Raw genomic sequence first — 2,022 nt, 5'->3', positions numbered from 1 at the left:
CAGAAAGTTCAAGGGTCCGCAGCAAGCCCACTGACGTGCCGCCACCGGAGACCAGCAGCTCCGGCGGAGTGGAAGAAATCTTCAGCTGCGTGGGGTCGCCCCAACGATCGTCCAGCTTCTGGCCGGTGGGCGCCGTGAACCTGACTGCAAGTTCCAGCGCACCCGGAGTCACCGGGCTCTTGGGTCGATGCGTCTGCGATGCACCCTCATCCACCTGCTGGGCTTCCTTGGGAATCGGAACCAGGACCAGTTGGTGCTTGTTGGACTCCACCACTACGAGCAGTGGCTCGCTGCCTTCAACCTGGACCACGACGACGTCGCTCGGCTCAGCGAGGCCCCTCGCCAGAGTGGACACCGACTTGGTGGCGGGATCGTATCGGCGCACGGCACCGTTGTAGGTGTCTGCGATGGCCACGGAATTGTCCGGCAGGACTGTGACACCCAAGGGGTGCTGCAGACGTGCGTCATCGGCCCCGCCGTCGCGGAAACCGAAGTCGAACAGGCCCTTTCCTACGGCAGTTTCCACGGTCACACCGGAATCACTGACCACAAGGCGACGCAAGGACGATGTTTCCGAATCCGCTACCCAAATGTTGTCTTCACCATCAATGGCCAGGCCGGAAGACTGTGCGAACCAGGCTTCCTCCGCCTTGCCATCCAGCAGGCCCTCGAGCCCGGAGCCGGCGAGAATGGAAACCTCGTTGGCCAGGGGGTCGAAGGCGAAGATCTGGTGGGTTCCGGCCATCGCGATGACAACACGCTGCAGCTTCTCGCTCCACACCACATCCCATGGTGAGGACAGTGAAACCTCGGTACCGAGACCCAGCGCGCCAACATCGATCGCGTCGGCAGCGAAGTCAGCCGGGCCGGCGTCGTGGTGTTCCGACCAAGTGCCCGCGCCGGTGTCAGTCACCCGGGCGGGGCCGGCGTCGAGCAACCGCTGTACACCGTTGCCGGCTACTGTCTGCACGTACCCGGAGCTCAGCGTCACGCCGCGAAGGCGGTGGTTGACGGTATCGGCCACCACGGCGTCGTAACCGAGTTTCCATGCCAACTCCGACGGAAGCACCGCCACGCCCTGTGGTTCGTTGAACTGTGCGATCTCCGCCTGTCCGTCCAGGAATCCCTTGGTGCCGGAGCCAATGACGCGCTCCACGGTTTCGAGGTCGGGACGGAGTTCCACCAGTCGGTGGTGGCCGGAGTCCACCACAAGGTAGTTGCCGTTGGCCAGCTGCGTGGCTTTGCCCGGGAAGCGCAAAGTTCCCGACGTCGGCACGGGAGCCACGTAAGGACCGTCACCCCGGTGCAGGGTGCCCTTGGCTTCGTGCTCGGCCACGAGTTCCTCCAAGAGGACCGCGAGGCCACCGGCGTGGCCCTCACCGGAAAGGTGGGCCACGATGTAACCCTCGGGGTCAATGACCACCAAGGTTGGCCAGGCGCGGGCCGTGTAAGCCTTCCACGTGGCGAGCTCGGGGTCGTCCAGGACCGGGTGGTGGATTTCGTAGCGTTCAACGGCGGATGCCAGGGCCACCGGATCTGCCTCGTGCTCAAACTTGGGTGAGTGCACACCCACCGTCACCAGGACGTCTGAGTACTTCTCCTCGAGGGGGCGCAGCTCGTCCAGAACGTGCAGGCAGTTGATGCAGCAGAAGGTCCAGAAGTCGAGCAGCACGATCTTGCCGCGCAAGGACTCGAGGTCCAGGGACTTACCGCCCGTGTTGAGCCAGCCGCGACCCTCCAGTTCGGAGGCCCGGACCCGGAGTTGGGTGCGTACTGTTTCGCTCATCAGCGTCCTTCCAGCTTGGTGTTTGGTTCTGTCTGCCCGGCAGAGTCCTGGGTGGTGCGTTCTGCATTGCTGCGTTGACCATTGCTGCGTTGACCATCGCTGGCCTCGGCATCGCGCTCAGCCTGCGCCGTCCGGGACTGCTGAACTGTCCTGGCAGGCTGGGCCGTGCGTCCTGCCATCTTGGCATCGCGGTCAGCGAGCCGGGCAAACATATCGTTGTAAGCACTGAGATCGGC

At 64.1% G+C, this 2,022-nt stretch carries 2 protein-coding genes; both read right to left on the bottom strand.

Annotation, left to right across the window (positions count from 1 at the left end; all coding sequences use genetic code 11):
• A partial coding sequence (locus tag HP499_RS23695) for an NHL domain-containing thioredoxin family protein (RefSeq protein ID WP_172326490.1) occupies positions 1 to 1,786 on the bottom strand: 1,786 nt, incomplete at its 3' end.
• A partial coding sequence (locus tag HP499_RS23690) for a hypothetical protein (protein ID WP_172326489.1) occupies positions 1,786 to 2,022 on the bottom strand: 237 nt, incomplete at its 5' end. The genes HP499_RS23690 and HP499_RS23695, both read right to left, overlap by 1 nt.

Source organism: Paenarthrobacter sp. CM16, from assembly GCF_013179505.1.
Taxonomy (GTDB): domain Bacteria; phylum Actinomycetota; class Actinomycetes; order Actinomycetales; family Micrococcaceae; genus Arthrobacter.
Note: the sequence above shows the minus strand (reverse complement) of the source record. Positions and strands in the feature narration are given on the sequence as shown.